Raw genomic sequence first — 18,497 nt, 5'->3', positions numbered from 1 at the left:
TAGCGTTTTCAATACTTCTTCATTATATTACTTTTCCGTAAATCCTGGCAAAAACAAAAGAGCCTAGAAATTAATTCCAGACTCCTCTACAAAGCAAATTTTTCAATGGCTAATCCAACACCATCATGATTATTATCGGCAGTTACGTAATCACTAACAGCCTTAGCACCACTAGTAGCGATTTCCATAGCAACTCCCTTGCCGGCTACTTTTAACATAGAAATATCATTATCACGGTCTCCCATAGCCATGACCTGACTTAAATCAATCTTCAACTGAGTAGCCAATTGTTTAACGGCCTCACCTTTATTGACGTCCTGACGAAAAATCTCTAAGAAACCAACTCCTGTCCGTACAACAAAATAGTCTTGATCAAAACGTTGATGAACCATTTCTGAAATTTCATCCAATTGTTGCTCAGGTCCATTGATAATTGCTTTAACAATTTCAAAATCAGCTGGCAACTCTTCAGGCTCACGAATATAAAGGCCATTATCATTCTCAAAAGCCTGTGTAATAGTATATTTATCAATTTTTTCTACATGGCTAGTATAAGTATTACCTTTATCGTCAACCACATTGTAATGTAATTGGTTCTTCTTAATAAAATCGACGAACTCACGATAAAATTGGTTGCTCATTGTTTCTGGATCTTTATGTCTTTTCCTACGTACTGAACGTTCGAAACCTTGACACCGGTAAAACCTTTGATTCTCGCCACTAATACCCAGTGTTTTAGCATAACCTGTGATTGCATTATGTGTTCTACCTGAACACAAGACGACCTTGATTCCCTGTTTTAAGGCTTGTTTGATTGCTGCCTGATTTTTGGCAGATATTGTTTTTTCAGTCGTTAATAATGTATCGTCCATGTCCAATGCTATCAGTTTGTAACTCATCAAAAGCCCCCTTAGTTTAAAACATATTTCTCAATCGCTTGACCAACGCCACTATGATTATCATCACCTGTAATTTCATCACTAATCGCTTTTACATTTTCCGGTGAATTGTCCATAGCAACTCCTAATCCAGCAAATTTGATCATTGGAATATCATTATCTAAGTCTCCAATAGCCATAACTTGTTCAGGCTTTATTTTTAGATGCTTAGCGAGTTTTTCCAAAGCTTTACCCTTATTGACTTCTTTAGGAAAAATCTCAATATCACGTTTACTTGTGACAACGACGAAGAATTTAGCATCATATTCTTGATGAAGTTTTTCGGCTGTCTCTTCTAAATTACGTTTATGAGTGTGAACCATGAACTTGGTGATTGCCAAATCTGTATTCAGCATACGTTTCTCCATCCATTCCTGATAAGAATCATAGCTATTACCTTCAGTGTCGATCAATACATAATTAATCTTCTCAGACTTCAAATTACGAGCAATAGCCTCACAAGCATTGTTTTCCATTACTTTTTTATAAATAATCTTTTTATCTAAACTCTCGATAATATTACCACCAGAGTTGATCATATATTGATCTGCTCCAGAGATACCCAATTCCTTATAGGCATAAGCAATACCATCATATGCACGTCCAGAATTAAGTACTATCTTAACCCCTTGTGCCAAGGCTTTAGAGATGGCGGCCTTATTTTGCTCTGTGATTTCTCTTTTATCGTTTAATAGCGTACCATCCATATCAAGTGCAATTAATTTATAGTCCATAATGTTCTCCTTGCAATAATATCCACTTATTATTGTAACCCTTTACACAAACAAAATGATTTAAAAATTTAAACAAAAAAACAGATATTTATTAGAGTTAATAATGTTTCTCTAAATAGATATCTGCTTTTTTATCATTATTCATCAACTAATTCATTAACAAAACAATCATAATAAATTTGCATCATCATTAGCCAATCACTATATTTCAACCATTCGTCACCTTTATGAGCAATTCCTTTTTGACCAGGAAAAGAAGGTCCAAAAGCGATAATGTTAGGCATCTCTCGTGCATAAGTGGCTCCAGTAGTTGTCACAGGCTCACCATTTAGACCAGTATCTTTCTCATAAATTTTTGAGAATTCCTGCATATAAGACAAATTCTTATCCTTTACGGTAGATGGAAAACTACGATTAATTTTTAATTCCATTCCTTCTAGAAATTGACTCTTAAGTTGGTTCAAAATTTTATCCTCAGAAATAGTAACGGGGTAGCGCATTGAAATACTAAAATTCAATTCATCAATCCCCTTTTCTAAATCATAGAATGATAATTGGAGTTCTCCCGAATCTTCATCTCGATAATTCAAGCCCAAATTTTCACCATTATACTGATTGCCTATTTTTTCATTAATCCATTGGAATAACTTACCTGTCTGTCCGACTAAGTCTTGATTACTCTCAATCAGTTTTGGTAAAACATTTTCAGCCATATCCGGAGCATTACTAGGTGCTTTCTTACCGTAGTATTCAGTCTTTTTACCATTAACAGTAATAGTTGCATAATCAGGTAAAAAGCTATGATCAAATACACCTTCAAGTAAATCAATTTGTTCTAATGATCCATCTGTAATTGGCAAGGTTACCGTTAAATCGACAATACCTCTTTCTCCATAAACAATTGGAAATTTACAATCAGGTGTAAAGCCGGCATACGGTGGTTTTTGTTCCTTTAAAAAGAGAGGAATATCACGGCTTCCCATCTCTTCATCAGTTCCAAACATAATTCGAATTCTTTTACTTAAAGGTATTTGCTGCTTTTTAATTAAATACAGTGCAAATAAAGTTGACAGTAATGGGCCCTTATTATCTAGCACACCTCGCCCATAGAAGTATCCATTTTTTAAGGTCAGATCAAAGGGCGGATAATTCCAATCATCTACAACATCAACCACATCAATATGACCTAGAACTCCAAAATAATCGTCAGTTTCCGGTCCATATTCAGCCCAACCTACACAATCACTGGCCTGACCAGTTCTAAAGCCCAATTTTTCGGATAAATTTAGCATATATTCCAAAGCGCGTTTAGGTCCTATTCCAAATGGAGCTTGATAAGTTTTATTGCCATTAACACTTGGAATTCTAATCAGTTCTTTGAAATAAGTTAGAAACTCGTCTTTGGATTCTTCAAATAATTTTTGAAAATCTGTTCTAATCTCTTTCAATTCTCTTCTCCTTAAATATTACTAAAGTCAATATCCACATCTTCTGCCTCTTCAGCAGCCGCTTCCTCGTTCAAATACTGTTTATCCAGCATCTTAACAAATGGTCCACAAGATCCTTTACCAAGCATCAATTCAAATAATTGCAATAGAGAAGCCAACCAACTTCCTGTCGAAAGCCATCCAGAAATCAATGGTGGTGTTGTCCATGGCAACATAACCCCATTAGTATAAGGAATCCAATGTAAGCTAAAGACAATTCCGGAAATTAAGGTATTAACAACAGGCACAATAATAAATGGAATAGCAATAATAGGATTCAAAACCACTGGTAAACCAAAGATCAAAGGTTCGTTAATACCAAATATTCCTGGTACAATAGCTAACTTACCGAGCTCTTTAATTCGTTTTGATCTACATACAAACAACATTACGATCAGAAGTGACAATGTACTACCGCCACCACCGTAAGTTGTGAAAATATCAATAAATTGTTGTGTATAAATATGAGGTAAAGCATGTCCACTTTGGAAGGCTTTGAGATTATCTTGAGTCAAAACAAAGAAAATTGGTGACCAAACACTATTTGTAATAGTTGGTCCGTTAATACCAAAACACCAAAGTAATGATGCTAAGAAATTGTAAAGCAAAACTGATGGCAATGAATTACCAACGTTCTTTAATGGTGCTTGTAACATTGTATAAATAAAGTTATAAGCTGTACCAAAATCAGTCAAGCTAAAAATAATTCTAACTAAAAAGAATGCCAAAATTACAAAACCACTTGGTAACAAAGCATCAAAAGATTCGCTTACTGCTGGTGGAACACCATCGGGCATTTTTATAGTCCAATTACGTTTAATAGCAAAACGGAATAATTCAACACTGACTAAAGCTGTAAACAAACCTAAGAAAATACCATTAGGTCCTAAATAAATTGTTTGCACAGCACCAACTGTCTTTTTACCAACTTCAACTGTAGTTGGCGTCATAATCAAGAATGAAACAATTGCTACAGCACTGGCATGAACCGCACGTAACCCACGGTTTTTACCATATGCATAAGAAATACCGAAACATGCTAAAAGACCAGTAAAACTGAATACAGAATCAGAAACAGCACTAAACCATTCTGTCCATTGGGGACCGAGAATTCCTGTCCAAAAATCTGCCCAACCTGGAATTGGAAAGTTTCCGATCAGTAGGAAAATTGAGGTAACAATAATTAAAGGAGTAATAATTAGAAAACCATCACGTAAAGAACGTAAAACTACGTTGTTGGCTAACTTTGTCGCCACAGGCATTAATATTTGCTCAAATTTCTTTTGCATGAAGATCATTCCCTTCTAAAAACAATATTTAGTCACAAATTCAGTTATATCTTCTTTCTTTACTTTTTTGGCACATAGTTCAATCCCATTATCAATCGAGTCCGATAAACCAGTACCACCCTTTTTGGGCATTTTAACGATATTCAATTTATCTTTATACTCAGAGATAATATCGGCATTTTTTTCTTGAGCCACCATTGCCACAACCGGAATCTCGGAGTTACTTTCCACTGCATATCCTACTTCGCAAGCCATTTTTGCAAAGTCGCTATAGTCATAGGTTGGCCCAACTAATAAAACATCTGGCTGCATTTTTTGACACATGCGAGTGATTTTTCCTTGAACAATATCCTTATTAGCCTCATAAAATTCTGTCCCACAGAAAAAAGTAGCCATAATTGAGGAATTTTTCTTTTTTAAAGTTTTATCAATCGTATCAGCCGCACCCATCGCCAATTTTTTACCGCCTAATTCAGTATCGGCTTTTTCTTTGCCACCTAAACCTGCTTGAATTTGGTCTAACAATATAATCACTTTCATTTTCCTAACCTCCTAACTAATGATGACGATACAAAATATTATGAAAACTATATTTATCAGATCGATAGTACGATTCGTCATGTAAAATTGGATATCCATCAGCTGAATATGATGTCGTATGAACTAAAAAAGTTGGTTCTCCTGACCTATTTTGCAAAAGTTCACTAATTCTACCTTCAAGAATAACTGCCTCTAACTCCTGACTGGCATAGGCAATCGAAACATTTTTTTCAATCATCTTAAATAAAGAAGTGGATGCCGTCTTCTCAGTTAGATCAGGTACAAAGCGCTTTTGTAAATATATTTCTTCATGTGTCAGAGGTTCCCCATTACCCAGTCTTAATCGCTCTAATTTCCAAAGTGGTTCATCACCTTGCAATTGAAGTTGCTTTTTTATCAGAGATGGTACCTCTTGGGCTGTCTCCAAGTCCAAAACAACGGTTTCTGGTTTCATATGCTGTCTTTTGGCCACTTCACTAAAACTATATAGGCCATTTAATCCACTAGAAATTTTCTTAGTTTCTGGTGGCAAAATAAAAGTTCCCCGATTGCGATCTTTTACAACTAAATCACGTCTTTGTAACTCCTCTATGGCTTTCCTAATTGTTAAACGTGAAGTTTCAAAACGAAACGACAATTCATTTTCTGCTGGTAATTTTTGGTGAATTCCAAATTCACCATTCTTGATATCTTGTTCTAACTTATCGGCTATTTCACTATATAAATACTTCATAAAAACTCCCTCTTAATCTATCGGAGCCTTGATTCTTTTTTCATAAGCATCTAACCACTCTTGAGGAATTGGATTGATCTTAGTCTTATTACTATCTTCTGGATAAGCAATTTGTATCTTCGACAACATCATGTCAATACCCACGGCAAAAGTGAATTCAACATTTGTTGCTACACCCCATTGTCCGTCTTTATTAAGAGCAACCAATGAGAATTCACCTGCTTTACCATAGCGTTTCTTCAATATGACCGCAGGTGGCAAAATTATAAGGTCACACGCTTCTTGTGGACTTAATCCAGTTCCCATCAAACGAACGATTTCATAAAACTTCCATCCCTTCATGATATCTTCTCCTAGTCCTTGAATTCCCCCCGCTACAATAAAAAGCACTCAATGAGTGCTTTTTTAATTTATATATTATTATGAGTATTTTATAGTCAAATTACAAATCGTTTTACCGAAATATTGAAAATTACTATAAGTCTATTATATAACAATAGTCCACAACCCTACAGTATCGTGACCATCATAGGGGGATAAATTCTTTTCGGCTATTTCTTTTTTTCTTTTTTCCCATATTTTTTTAGCGCGATCGGTCAACATGTTTTTCCGTTCAAAACCACTTTGTGATGCATATTGAGTGGCGCCCTCTCCTACCATGACGCTATTAAAATGCTCATGACTTAACCTTTTGGCTACCGAAATCGGATTCTTAATATCACTGATTCCCATCACGGCTCCAACTTCAAAAGTATCGCCATTCATAAAGGCTAAATCCATTTCCACCAAACCATTAGCATTGGGTAAACCACCATAACCAACTGATTTAAAAAAGGGATAGTCTTCAACTTCTTTAATAGCTTCTTCTACAGCATCTGAACTTTTTCCATTAGTCTTTAAAAGGTCCATGCCTTTACACAAACCCTCATAAGCCATTCTCCAAGTACCAATCATTGCATAAGTCATTTTATCGCTCCTTTTTGTAATCGATTTCGCTTTTAGTATAGTCAGGATTGTATATACAATCAAGAAGTTTTTTAAGCAAATTTGTAAAGAAATAATTACAATTGGTCTATTTAATTAAAACGAAATATTTTTATAAAAAAATCCTGAATACTTTTAATAAATATATTTCTTAAAAATCAGATTTCATAAATCCTAAATATCCTAGTTTAAAAGCAACTACAATCTGTTTCAAAATTATTTTTATATAAAAAAATAGCACGTATCCCTTTTTTGGAAGCGTGTTATTTTCTTATATAAGTAAAACACGAACATTTTACTATTTATTTACACAATCATTCATGTTATTCTAAGGACAACAAATTTTAAGGAAGTGTTAGATTATCACCTATCAAATTGTTTTTGAAGGCCCTATTGTATCTTCAGCAACGTTTGACAAGGCGGATTTTACACCAAAAGTACTTATATGTGTAGACCAGTCAGGCATTATTGACCGTGTAATTTCCGTTGAAGATTCTGATTATCAATCTGTCAAACAACTTGCTAAGCAACAAAAGATTCTTCATATCTTACCGCCTGGTAATTATTTACTACCAGGATTCACTGATTTACATATTCACGCTCCACAATGGCCTCAAGCTGGTTTGGCTTTGGATCGGCCACTTCAGGAATGGCTCAATACGTATCCTTTTCCATTGGAATTCTGCAAAATAGACTTAGCCAGTGTTTGAAATGGATACCGAAACCTCATTTCTGAACTTTTAGCAAATGGAACAACTACTGGTCTTTTCTTTGGTTCGGTTGATACTGATGCTAATTTAGTCCTTGCTAAAGTATGTGCTCAACTAGGTCAAAGGGCCTTTATTGGGAAAGTTGCAATGGATAATCCAGAACAAACCCCTGATTTTTATCGTGATAACTCTTCTCAAGAGGCCATTAAAGAAACTAGACGTTTCATTGAGGAAATTCTTAGACTTCAAAAGCAAACTAAGGCCGAAGTAACTCCAGTTATCACACCGCGTTTTGTTCCTAGTTGTACGGACAATACTCTCGCTGGCCTAGGAAGATTAGCAGCTGAATACAATCTCCCCATCCAAACTCATTGTAGCGAAAGTATCTGGGAAGATCAGTATGCTATCAATCGTTTTCACAAAAGAGATGCTGAAGTACTGAATCAATTTGGCTTACTAACTGACAAAACAGTTTTGGCCCATGGTACTCAACTAAATGACAGTGACCTAGAACTATTTCACAAAAAACAAACCGCTTTGGCTCACTGTCCAATTTCTAACGCCTACTTTGGCAACAATATCATGCGTGTCAAAGCAGCTCACCAACAAAAAGTAAAAGTTGGTTTGGGAACTGACATCTCTGGAGGGTTCTCTCCAAGCCTTTATCGAAATATGCAACAAGCAATTATGTCATCTCAAACTTTACAAGATGAAACTAAACAAAATAGTCGTTTAACAGCTGCAAATGTCTTTTATCTAGCAACGGTTGGCGGCGCTTTAGCTCTTCATCTCAAAACTGGTCAAATCAATTTGGGATTCAAGGCTGACTTTTTTTCCAAATCATAGTGTTCCTCCATTAGTAATAAGATTACTAAACAAGAAATCTTTGAAAGACTGATTTATCACACTAACAAAGAGAATATCAAACAGGTTTATGTATCTGGAAAATTAGTTCACGATAAACTAGGAGAAGAAAATGGAAAATAATAAAAGTAATTTATTAGTTGGACCAGATGATAAAATTTGTCTAGGCAAAGCTGGCTTCTTAGTAATCAATAACGTCTTAGCAATGGATATTTACGTACCCCCTATCATTCTTGCAGGAATGATGGCTATGGGCTTAGGAGATCAAATGGGACTTCTACAGTCAACCTTCTTAGCTGCTGGTATTGGTACAATCTTACAAACCTTCGTCTTCATGAAAATGCCTGTTTCACAAGGTCCTTCGTTTGTTCCACTAGGATGCCCCGCTGGTGTTGTTTTAACCTCTTGTTGCTTTAAAGGCAACGTTATGGTTAATATCTCCCATGATTTATTGATAGTTCGTTTCCAATATAATATCTTAGGTGCCAGTGTATCTTTCCAAAAAATCATCAATAAATTAGTCCCCGCTATGGTCGGTGGCACTATCATCACTTGTGTTGGTCTTTCATTAATTCCTACAGCTTTAAACAGTAATATCTTCAACGCTCCTGGAAATATCGATAAAAATATTATTCTAGCTTCTATTACAGCTTTAACATTAGTTATTTCTGTCGGAATCAGTTTGAAATTTCCTAAGGTTCGTCGTTTCTTCAGAACTAGCTCAATTATTTTAGCTTTAGTAATTATATATCAATAGCTTTAAAATAAAACAATCTTTTTATGCCAACAATTCTTGATTGCTTTCAAAAATTAATAGCTTTGTTATTATATACTAAGTAAGAGTTAAGTTTTCTGGCCTTCAGCTATCAACACTTTCATTATCATCTATGCCGTAATTACTACTGAAACAACTGGTACATGGTTCGCCATGGGTGCCGTTACTAATCATGAGATTACTGACAAACAATGGAACCATGGTATTATCGGTGAAGGAATAAGTTGTTTAGTTGCTGCTCTTCTTGGTACAACACCTGTTACAGGTTACTCAACTAATGCTGGTGTGATTTCTATTACTGGTGTTGCTAGTAAACGAGTTTTCCTTTTCGCCGGAATATGGTTCTCCATTTTAGGATTCTTCAGTAAATTATCTGCTTTCCTAGCCGCTATTCCCGCACCAGTTATCGGTGGCGTCTTCGCCATTATCACCGTTACTATTATGTTAAATGGTTTAAACGTTATCCGTGGTCTTGAAACAACTGATCGTGACCTTTATATTATCGGTCTACCAATTGTTTTAACATTGGCCTTAGTACTCTTACCCGCTAACGTAACTAAGAATGCTCCACAAATTCTTCAATACTTACTAGGATCACCAATTGCCGTAGCAGCTATTGCCGCTATTGTTCTAAATCTGGTTATGCCTAAAAGTAGTAAAACTTCAAAAGTAGAAACCGCTGCATAAAAGTAAATGGCACCTATACTAGATTTATGAAAAATCTAATATAGGTGCCATTTTTTAATTTTAAGCTACTGTAATTCTCATACGACCATTTCTCTTGGAACGATACAGATTACTATCAACTCGTGTATAGAAATCATTAGGTTTCGTATCCTTTTTCGAAATCATCGAAACACCAACAGAAATTGTTATCGAAATATCCTCACCATCAATATTAACATCTAAGTGATTCAAAGCTGCAAAGATTTCCTTAACGATTGGTTCCGTAGAATCCAAATCATATCCTGGAAAAATTACGTTGAACTCTTCACCACCAGTACGATACAACTTAACATTTGGATCATTAGCATTGATAACTGTATGGACTACATCAGCGACATGTTGCAAAACCTTATCGCCAGCTAAATGACCATAAGTATCATTTACTTGTTTAAAGTGATCAATATCAAACATCATCATCGACAAGTCCAATTTATTTCTTGCACTACTGTCGAACAAATTGTTTATTTCTTCCGTATAGGCGGCATAATTTTCAGTTTTAGTTAACGCATCATGATTAGCAAATTGTAATAACTTTAATTTTAATTGACTATCACGCAAAATCATCCCTACATAACTATAGAGTAGAGCTTCGAAAATAACTAAGTAACTCCATTCTTCTAGGAACGTTGCTATCGGCAATGCAAATTTAATTTTCATGCATAACCACAACAATCCTCCAAAAACAGTACCCATTAACATATAACAAACAAATGGGTGACGGTACTTTTGACGACGACGTAATTTATTTAATGAGATATAAAAAATCATTAAAATAAATCCATGAAGCCATGATTCCCAATAACCAATTGAACCATTAAAGAACATGTACAGAACCATAATTGGAAAAAAGAAATATGTTGAAACTTTTATATTCAAGAAATAGGCACAGAAAATTAATCCTATCAATTGAAAATTCATAAATTGCCACGATATGGGTGTTCCCACTAAGGTGGCCTGCATACTAAAAATAAAAATCAACATATACAAAACTCCAAATATGGAGTTTAATGAATCATCATCTATCTTAATATTCTTAGAATGTAGCAACGTCTTTAATCCATCATAGAGAACTTGATATAACGTAAAGACTCCCAAAATAAAAAAAACACTTGTTACAAATGGTGATACGTGCCACACAGACCATGTCAAGGACGCATAACCCTCCTTAGGAATTTCATTTAATAATTTATTTAATTTTTATAAACTTTTATATTTATGCTAGTTAATTTTAGCATAAAAAAAACCGTTATTTCATTACAATCATAGAAATAGCGGATTTTTTTAAAAAGCAGTAATTTGCATACGACCATTGTTCTTAGAGTGATAAAGGTTACCATCTACTCGACTATACAAATCATTAGGTTGAATATCTTTTGCTGAAACAGTTGAAACACCCATCGAAATAGAAATATAGATCTTTTTACCATTAATATCGATTGGTAAATGGTTTAAGGCCATAAATATTTCATCCACGATATCTTTAGTTGATTCCAAATCATATCCCGAACTGTTATGAATGCCGGTAACCCCGCCAGTTCGATAAAATTTTACTTTCGGATCGTTAGCATTAATAACTGTCAGTGCAACATCCGCAACGTGCTGCAAAACTTTATCTCCTGCAAGGTGACCATAAGTATCATTCACATGTTTAAAATGATCAATATCAAACATCATCATGGAAAGATGTAATTTGTTTCGTTGACAGGATTCAAACTCATATTGAATCTCAGTCGTATAAGCAGCATAATTTTCAGCTTTAGTTAAGGCATCGTGATTAGCAAATTCCAACAAATGTAATTTCAATTTGCTATCACGTAAAATCATATTCACATAACTATAGAGCAATATTTCAAAGATAACTAAATAGAACCATTCCTCGTAGAAAGTAGTCAACGTCAAATTAAATTTAACCATAACGAAAAACCACATTAGACCACCATAAACAATTCCTACCATCATGTATCTAAATGAACGATGACTTTCACTTTGAATTCGATTAATATAATTGAACGATTCATAACTCATAATCAAAGTCCACGCGTGGCACCATGACTCCCAATAGCCTATTGAAGAATTAAAGATCATATAGACTAATATAATAGGAATAAAGTAACGATAAGGAATATGGATGTTCAAAAAATAAGCACAGAAAATCAATGCAATTATTTGAAAGTTCATAAATTCCCACGAAACAGATTTTCCTACAATCGTTGCCTGCATACTAAAAATAAAAATTAGCATGTAAAGAATACCGAATACATCTTTTAACTGATCATCAGTCATTTTTACATTTTTAAAATGAAATAACGACTTAATCCAGTCATACAGGACTTGATATAATGTGAATACACCTAAAATGAAAAAAATACTGGTAATGAACGGCGATACTTGCCATACATGCCATGTCAAAGAATGTAACCTCCCAATAGTATTTTCCTTCTATTAACTTATAAACCCATGACAAGCGTACTATACTTTTTTTATTTTTTCATTAATTATTACATATTTTTTATGAATTTTATTCTATATATTTTATTATATTTTGGTCCTTACCAATTTTAGAAATAGTCGATCAACTGAGGTCTTTCGGAAACAAAAACTTTTGATAGGCTATTTATCTTACTTAAATCCCCTTTAACTGTCCCATAATCAGCTAAAGAGTTTAAATTACGATAGCCAAACATTGCCTTAGTTAGCGTCTGGATTGTTAACTCAAGATCAGCTCCTTCACCGTCGGCATCACTTAATTTTACTTTGCCATCATTAATCTCTAAAGCCCAAGTATGATCATTCCATTCCAAAGTATCTTTAACCCTAAAGTAGATTTTTTCTAAAGAATTTACCTGAATTGGATAGCGTTGTAAAAAGTCCTCCAAATTAACAATTCTTGCCATCATATAAGGAGTAACTGTTAAATTTGTTGTATAAGGATCATCTAAAATATCTGATTTAAAATCTGGATTTGGTGATTCATAAACAAACTTCGAAAAAATTGATTGATGCTTAATAACAAATTTGGCTAATAACTGACGACTTAACGGATTGAGGTTGATCCATTCGTGTATATAAAAGGTTTGATCTTGGTTGTAGTAAATTAAATAACCAATCAAAACATCATCGTCATCGTAGGCTAGAGCGGCCTGGTAATCGGAATGCTTATCAAGCATATGATCCCACCACCATTTTGAACGATTAACTCCACCCAAATCATTGTGATCTAAATACATTTTCTTTAGTTCATCAGGAATATCCTTGATGGAGATTCTTTCAACATAGCCGTGCTCAGCATTTTTGATTCTAGGCAAACTTTCACTCTTGATCTCAACTTGTGTGTGATCAAAGACCTGTTCAAACCCAAAACGACGATAGTATCCAAAGGAAAATGGTGCTAAGAATATTGAAAGATAACTTTTCTTATTTCAGTACAGATAATAAAACCTAGTTAATTTACCAGCACCACCTTGACCGCCAAATTCAGGCGCACTCATTACATCCCCAATACCATTCATCTTATAGTCAACACCATGAAAATTGACTTCAAAAGGAATACTAAATAAAAAATAAGCCAATTTTGAACCATTAATAATTTGTCTAGCCTTATTTGCATCGATTCTTACTTTGAAGACACGTTTACGTTGTGATGAGTCTTGACGATTAAAGGAATACAAATATAAGTCATAAAACTTATCGAATTCATTTTCTCCAAGCAAATATTTATTCATAATTTTCTCCCTATAAAAAAATACTATTCATCCGAGAATAGTATTTCTTTGTCTTATTCAGTTAACTTAAAACTACTCCAAGGCTCTATGTATTTCAACAGAAAAGCCTCATCAGAATTCAAATGACCAATAACATTACGTCGTCCATCATTCTTAAATATTTGAATAATTGTAAAAAAGCATTATTTATATTGTCCATATTTTTCATTAACAATAATGATGTATCCCCGTTTAATATCATCGGTATCATGAGCAGGAAAGTCACGATCACGATAATGCACTCTAGTCATAGTACTACGTAACAAGTAATCTGATGCATCGCCACGATAGACGTGAGTAGACTTCAAGATAACCTCTTTTTCTAATTCAGTAGCATTTTGAGAAAAATCCACTTTCAAAACTGGATATGGTGCATAGAAAGCTTTTGAAGCTTCCTCTAATTCTTCATCAGATGCATAAGTGTTACCGATAATCACATCATCAACTACACCACTTAGCAATAAATGTTTAACTTGAGTAGCGATTGGTAAATCACGATCATCTTCCAAAGTTGGTAAACCATCTTTGGCTTTACATGGTCCAAAGGTTGCTTGATGTGAACTTACAAAGGCAGCAGAATGGATGCTCCCTCAATATTAAAAATTTATCCTGCTAATGAAGAAAACTTCCCCCAAACCAGTATATCTTTGAGGATAGAAATTATGACAACCTAGTAAGTTGTTTTTATCTGGATGATATGAAATGATATTGTCCAAGTAATGAGTACCAGAACTCATATTTATTTATCTTTTCACAACATAAGGATCCCGTGTCATTTTAGCCTCTTCCATACCAAACATTGTTAACGAAGATAAATCAGCATATTTCAATGGCAAAGGGAAAAATGATAAGTCATCGTAACTGATGTTCAATTCCTTAAACAATCTAGGATTCATATCTACAATCGTAACGAAACCAAGCTCATTTCCATAAGCAATCGTTTCTTTGAAACGATTGATAGTCTTATCCTTGTCATCACCCAACTCTAATAATGAAGCAAATATTCTTGAATAACCTAGTTTACTAGCTGTATCGAGATATTTTTTATCTTCCTCTAGGGTTGAATGTTCAGGATATAGTGACAATCCAAGTATTCTCAAAACGAAACCTCCAAAAAATTAATATTAAGCTTCAGCGTTCTTTGGATCTAATTCTTCAGCCAACTTTTCTTTATCCATTGACTTGAAGAAGTAGAAGTACATCAAAGTATCAAGAACGATATTGATAATTTGCATTACAGAACCAGAAATATGTCCAGTTGCAATGAATCCTGATAGGATTGGTGGAGTTGTCCAAGGAATGTAAACACCCATTGGTCTTGCAACCAAGTTAGTAGCCATACCAATATATGTTGTTGTTACGTTAATCAAAGGTGTAACAATAAATGGAACTAACATCTTGTAGTTCATAACAATTGGTAGACCGAAGAGAATAGGTTCGTTAATATTGAACAAAGCAGGTCCAGCAACCAACTTACCTAAAGTCTTAAGTTCCTTACTCTTTGCGGCGAAGGCTAACAACATAGCCAAACCAATTGTGGCACCAGAACCACCCATGTGAACGAAGTTATCGAAGAATGATGTTGTAACAATATTTGGTAGAGCTTTACCAGCAGTGAAAGCTGCGTGGTTTTGGTTCAAAGCTGTTAACCAGATAGGCATCATAACACCAGAAACAACGTTAGCACCGTGAATACCGAAGATCCATAGGAAGGAAATTAGGAATTCAGCTACTAGAGCACCAGGTAATGTGTTACTCAAGTGACTTAGTGGTGTTGCCAAGAAGAATGAGATGATATTTGGAATACTTTGCATTGGTGTTGCTTCAACACCTAAACGAATTACCCAAACAAGAGCCAAAACAATGAAACCTGGGAACAAAGCAGCAAATGAGTTACTTACTGCAGGTGGAACTGTATCAGGCATCTTAATTGTCCAGTTCTTGTGAACCATCCATACATAAAAGTCGGTAATGAATAAACCAACAATAATAGCTGTAAATAAACCAGCTGAATCAAATTGTGTCAATGGAATCCACAATGCGCCAGCTTTATCTGTCTTCAAAGGAATAGTAAGTACGAAAGCACCCATTGAAACGATTGAAGCAGAGATTGGATCAACCTTATAACTCTTTGCCAAATTATAAGAAATGCCAATAACAGCAATCAGACCCATAATATGGAACGATGCGTTAGTTGGATATTGTAAAACGGTTGCCCAATTCTTACCAAAGACACTAGCCATAAAGTCCAAATAGGCTTGAATTGGAAATTGTGCGATAATCATGAAGACTGATCCAATGATGATCATAGGAACAGCTAATGTCATATTACTTGCCAATGCAATCAAATTTCCAATTGACCATTATCAGCCAAACTGAGGAATAACCTTGTCGGTGATAAAACTGTTTTTTTTCTTTTCAGCCATGAGCAAAACCCCCTCAAAAATAAAATTTGTTACTAAGCAGAAACACTGTTATCCGCTTACAAATACTATTGTAAACCTTTTCATCAAAATGTATATGTTTTTATAAGTAAAATAATATGTTTTAATCTAAAAAACATGTCACTAATCTATGACATGTTCCGAAAATCTATTATCTACTTGGTCTACCATCTTATGGTAAGCACAATTAGAAATTTGTTCTAAGGTATAAACAATAGGCACTTGGGTCGTAACATTGATGTTTCTTATTATACGTGAAGGCGTATCATACGTCAGTGCAACCTGATTTTTTTGATTTATTTTTAAACAGGTATTCCTTATAATCTGTTTTTATTAGGTATCCCTGATTTTATAATAACGAGCTTGTTACAATACTTCATCAGTCTCACCAGAAATAGATACTAAAACTAATAAAGTCTTGCTGAAATCACGATTGGAGAACGGTTCCGGTTGGAACGGATCAATGATCGGTAATGAATAAATACCATAACTAGATAAAATACTAGCTCCATATTGAGCAATGCGCCCACTGTTGCCTACTCCAAAGAACAGAACCAGGTCAGCAGCGTTAATCATATCGGCAGCTTGTTCAATTTTGTTATCAAATGGTTCTTCATCGGCAACTAATTGGAAAAAGTTCTTGATTGGTTCCATGCTGGGATCCTGCTGTGCTTTAGAGGGCTGTTTCAAGCTTTGCTTTAAGGCAAATTTGAACTCTGAAAAGCCACTGTAATCCATTTTCTTGAGAAATCTCAAAATGGTTGTCGTTGAAACATGTGCGGCATTAGCCATGTCTCGAATAGACATTGGATTTAGCTATCTGGTATGCCCGATGATGTACTTATAAACGATTAATTCTAATCGATTCAACTCATGAACTTTCTGATAAGGAAACATGTTTTTTTCACCCTCCTTTTTATTGGTATATATCATTTTTACTAAACTAGTTTCAGTATACATGTAACAAGTTACATTTTCTAGCGATAAAAAAAGCCGAGACAAGTGATTTAGTCGTTGTCTCAGCTTTTTTGTTAGATTCAGTCTAAGTCTGATCCGTTCGAACGGATTACTTTTTGATACCAATAGAATGAATCTTTCTTTGAACGTTCAAGTGTTCCGTTACCTTCATCATCTTTATCGACATAAATGAATCCGTAACGTTTGGACATTTGACCTGTTCCAGCAGAAACTAAATCAATGCAGCCCCATGGAGTGTAACCCATAAGATCTACGCCATCTTCATTAACTGCTGTAATCATTTGTTTGACGTGGGCACGCAAGTAATCAACACGATAATCATCATGGATACTGCCATCTGATTCAACTTTATCATATGCACCAAAACCATTTTCAACGATCATCACTGGCTTGTGATAGTGTTCAGTCAACCAGTTCATTGAATATCTCAAACCAACTGGATCAACAGGCCAACCCCAATCATTGTACTTAAGGTTAGGATTCTTAACTGCTTCACGATCACCAACAAACTTAAATTCAGGATTGTCATCACTATACTTAACAGTCATAGAATTATAATAACTAAAGCCAACATAATCAACTGTTCCTTCACGTAAAACAACGCGATCTTCAGCTGTAATATCTGGTCTTAGGTCATGATTCTTGAAGTATGCTTCCATACCAACTGGATATTCACCCAAAGCTTGAACATCAGCCCACCAGTAACGTCTTTGCATAGCTTTTTCAGCCAATAAGATGTCCTTAGGATCTGATGATGCTGGATAAACTGGAGTAAAGTTGACCATATTACCAATTTCAAAATCAGGATTGATCTTGTGACCAATTTTCACTGCCAAAGCACTAGCAACGACTTCATAATGTGATGCTTGATACATCAAGGCTTCACGTTCTGCTTCAGATTCGTTATTTCTAAAAATCAAACCAGAATCAGTTGCAATAGAGAAATCATTTGTAAAGGTTGTTTGATTGTTAATTTCATTGAAAGTCATCCAATACTTAACCTTATCCTTGTAACGTTTGAAACAAACTGTCGCAAACTTAACAAAGAAATCAATTACCTTACGATTTCTCCAACCACCATATTCTGTAACTAAATGATATGGCATTTCAAAATGTGACAAAGTAATAACTGGTTCAATACCATACTTTAAGCATTCATCAAACATATCATCATAAAATTTCAATCCTGCTTCGTTAGGCTCATCTTCATCACCATTGGGAAAAATTCTTGTCCAAGCAATAGATGTTCTAAAACACTTAAAGCCCATTTCGGCAAACATTTTAATATCATCTTTGTAATGATGATAAAAATCAATAGCCTCATGATTAGGATAATTTTTGCCAGCAATTATGCCATCAGTAATCTCACGGGGTTTTTGATAAGCACCAGCTGTCATAATATCCGATACACTGACACCTTTGCCGTCAACATCCCAAGCTCCTTCGAGTTGGTTTGCAGCAACGGCTCCTCCCCAGAGAAAATCTTTTCTTAATCCACTTTTTGTTGTTTCAGTCATATAAAAGCCCCTCTCAA

12 protein-coding genes and 5 pseudogenes are annotated in these 18,497 nt (G+C 34.8%); 2 read left to right on the top strand and 15 right to left on the bottom strand.

Translation table 11 applies throughout. The annotated features are described in order from the left end of the window. Window positions 1–86 precede the first annotated feature (86 nt). From ATN92_RS08565 to ATN92_RS08535, 7 genes and pseudogenes are all read right to left on the bottom strand, one after another. Window positions 87–899, bottom strand: a complete 813-nt coding sequence (locus tag ATN92_RS08565) for a Cof-type HAD-IIB family hydrolase (RefSeq protein ID WP_158106677.1) — start codon at window positions 897–899, stop codon at window positions 87–89. An 11-nt stretch (window positions 900–910) separates the two neighbouring features. After that, the gene (locus tag ATN92_RS08560; RefSeq protein WP_056952174.1) at window positions 911–1,672 is read right to left on the bottom strand and encodes a Cof-type HAD-IIB family hydrolase; all 762 of its coding nucleotides are present in this window, start codon (window positions 1,670–1,672) and stop codon (window positions 911–913) included. Window positions 1,673–1,809: 137 nt separating this feature from the next. Next, window positions 1,810–3,120: a Sapep family Mn(2+)-dependent dipeptidase gene (locus ATN92_RS08555; RefSeq protein WP_056952172.1), complete on the bottom strand. Its 1,311-nt coding sequence runs from the start codon at window positions 3,118–3,120 to the stop codon at window positions 1,810–1,812. 11 nt (window positions 3,121–3,131) lie between these two features. Further along, window positions 3,132–4,448, bottom strand: a complete 1,317-nt coding sequence (locus tag ATN92_RS08550) for a PTS sugar transporter subunit IIC (protein WP_158106676.1) — start codon at window positions 4,446–4,448, stop codon at window positions 3,132–3,134. Between the two features lie 15 nt (window positions 4,449–4,463). Then, window positions 4,464–4,988: a GrdB-related putative oxidoreductase gene (locus ATN92_RS08545; RefSeq protein WP_056952166.1), complete on the bottom strand. Its 525-nt coding sequence runs from the start codon at window positions 4,986–4,988 to the stop codon at window positions 4,464–4,466. A 16-nt stretch (window positions 4,989–5,004) separates the two neighbouring features. Continuing rightward, window positions 5,005–5,721: a GntR family transcriptional regulator, LSA1692 subfamily gene (locus ATN92_RS08540; RefSeq protein WP_056952164.1), complete on the bottom strand. Its 717-nt coding sequence runs from the start codon at window positions 5,719–5,721 to the stop codon at window positions 5,005–5,007. 12 nt (window positions 5,722–5,733) lie between these two features. After that, window positions 5,734–6,687: pseudogene (locus ATN92_RS08535) on the bottom strand (isoaspartyl peptidase/L-asparaginase). Between the two features lie 377 nt (window positions 6,688–7,064). Between ATN92_RS08535 and ATN92_RS19525 the strand changes: the two are divergent. After that, window positions 7,065–8,402 (top strand): annotated as a pseudogene (locus ATN92_RS19525) (amidohydrolase family protein). After that, window positions 8,392–9,741: pseudogene (locus ATN92_RS08525) on the top strand (uracil-xanthine permease family protein). Before ATN92_RS19525 ends, ATN92_RS08525 begins: the two co-directional pseudogenes overlap by 11 nt. A gap of 60 nt (window positions 9,742–9,801) precedes the next feature. On the opposite strand, the gene ATN92_RS08520 reads toward ATN92_RS08525, so the two are convergent. The 8 genes and pseudogenes from ATN92_RS08520 to ATN92_RS08490 all read right to left on the bottom strand — a co-directional run bounded on the left by ATN92_RS08520 (window position 9,802) and on the right by ATN92_RS08490 (window position 18,480). Further along, a complete protein-coding gene (locus tag ATN92_RS08520) occupies window positions 9,802–10,929 on the bottom strand; it encodes a GGDEF domain-containing protein (protein WP_056952157.1) in 1,128 nt (375 codons plus the stop codon). Between the two features lie 132 nt (window positions 10,930–11,061). Next, window positions 11,062–12,189, bottom strand: a complete 1,128-nt coding sequence (locus ATN92_RS08515) for a GGDEF domain-containing protein (protein ID WP_158106675.1) — start codon at window positions 12,187–12,189, stop codon at window positions 11,062–11,064. A gap of 149 nt (window positions 12,190–12,338) precedes the next feature. Then, complete coding sequence (locus ATN92_RS18805; RefSeq protein WP_234032558.1) at window positions 12,339–13,085, bottom strand: GNAT family N-acetyltransferase; 747 nt, start codon at window positions 13,083–13,085, stop codon at window positions 12,339–12,341. Between the two features lie 114 nt (window positions 13,086–13,199). Beyond that, window positions 13,200–13,502 (bottom strand): GNAT family N-acetyltransferase, encoded by a 303-nt coding sequence (locus tag ATN92_RS18800; RefSeq protein ID WP_234032557.1) that lies wholly within the window; start codon window positions 13,500–13,502, stop codon window positions 13,200–13,202. 53 nt (window positions 13,503–13,555) lie between these two features. After that, window positions 13,556–14,626, bottom strand: a pseudogene (locus ATN92_RS08505) (DUF871 domain-containing protein). Between the two features lie 39 nt (window positions 14,627–14,665). Further along, window positions 14,666–15,967 (bottom strand): annotated as a pseudogene (celB, locus tag ATN92_RS08500) (PTS cellobiose transporter subunit IIC). 384 nt (window positions 15,968–16,351) lie between these two features. Continuing rightward, the gene (locus ATN92_RS08495) at window positions 16,352–16,792 is read right to left on the bottom strand and encodes a MurR/RpiR family transcriptional regulator (protein ID WP_234032556.1); all 441 of its coding nucleotides are present in this window, start codon (window positions 16,790–16,792) and stop codon (window positions 16,352–16,354) included. 230 nt (window positions 16,793–17,022) lie between these two features. Then, entirely contained in the window at window positions 17,023–18,480 is a 1,458-nt protein-coding gene (locus ATN92_RS08490) for a 6-phospho-beta-glucosidase (RefSeq protein WP_056952147.1), read from the bottom strand. Between the last annotated feature and the right edge of the window lie 17 nt (window positions 18,481–18,497).

It is taken from the genome of Companilactobacillus bobalius (genome assembly GCF_009764355.1).
This window is presented reverse-complemented; position numbering and strand designations above follow the sequence as displayed.

What these genes read in the sequence shown, in the direction of transcription:
- ATN92_RS08490 (WP_056952147.1), bottom strand. Translation starts at nt 18,480, where the DNA reads ATGACTGAAACAACAAAAAGTGGATTAAGAAAAGATTTTCTCTGGGGA.
- ATN92_RS08550 (WP_158106676.1), bottom strand. Translation starts at nt 4,448, where the DNA reads ATGCAAAAGAAATTTGAGCAAATATTAATGCCTGTGGCGACAAAGTTA.
- ATN92_RS08540 (WP_056952164.1), bottom strand. Translation starts at nt 5,721, where the DNA reads ATGAAGTATTTATATAGTGAAATAGCCGATAAGTTAGAACAAGATATC.
- ATN92_RS08545 (WP_056952166.1), bottom strand. Translation starts at nt 4,988, where the DNA reads ATGAAAGTGATTATATTGTTAGACCAAATTCAAGCAGGTTTAGGTGGC.
- ATN92_RS18800 (WP_234032557.1), bottom strand. Translation starts at nt 13,502, where the DNA reads ATGAATAAATATTTGCTTGGAGAAAATGAATTCGATAAGTTTTATGAC.
- ATN92_RS08565 (WP_158106677.1), bottom strand. Translation starts at nt 899, where the DNA reads ATGAGTTACAAACTGATAGCATTGGACATGGACGATACATTATTAACG.
- ATN92_RS08495 (WP_234032556.1), bottom strand. Translation starts at nt 16,792, where the DNA reads ATGTCTATTCGAGACATGGCTAATGCCGCACATGTTTCAACGACAACC.
- ATN92_RS08560 (WP_056952174.1), bottom strand. Translation starts at nt 1,672, where the DNA reads ATGGACTATAAATTAATTGCACTTGATATGGATGGTACGCTATTAAAC.